Origin of the sequence: Streptomyces sp. 13-12-16, assembly GCF_002114215.1 — a bacterium.
GTDB lineage: Bacteria > Actinomycetota > Actinomycetes > Streptomycetales > Streptomycetaceae > Streptomyces.
Window position 1 is genome coordinate 1 of sequence record NZ_NCTE01001416.1, and the last position, 392, is coordinate 392.

The following is a 392-nucleotide window of genomic DNA, read 5'->3' on the forward strand; positions in this document are numbered from 1 at the left end:
CGACGGCGGCGCGCACCACGTCGTCGAGACCACCGGCCGTCCGGAGATGGCCCGCCGGGCCGTCGGCGCGCTGCGCCCGCGCGGCGAACTCGCCCTCCTCGGCCTCGGCGGTGAGGTGACGTTCGACGTGATGGGCCTGCTCGCCAAGGGCGTCCGCGTCCACGGGGTGGTCGAGGGGGACTCCGACCCCGGCCGCTTCATCCCCGAGCTGATCGGCCTGCACCGGCGTGGCCTCTTCCCGCTCGAACGGCTGGTCACCACGTTCCCGTTCGAGGACATCGGCGCGGCCGTGGCCGCCATGGAGGACGGCAGCGTGGTCAAACCGGTCCTCACCTTCGCCTGAACCTTCACCCGGCCGCTCCGGCACCGGGAACGGCGGTGCCGGGCGGCGG

At 74.7% G+C, this 392-nt stretch carries 1 protein-coding gene; it reads left to right on the forward strand.

The genetic code is table 11. The features are described from left to right. Positions 1-343, forward strand: a 343-nt coding sequence (locus B7767_RS41805) for a zinc-binding dehydrogenase (RefSeq protein WP_143652983.1), incomplete at its 5' end; no start/stop codon positions are given. Positions 344-392 lie beyond the last annotated feature (49 nt).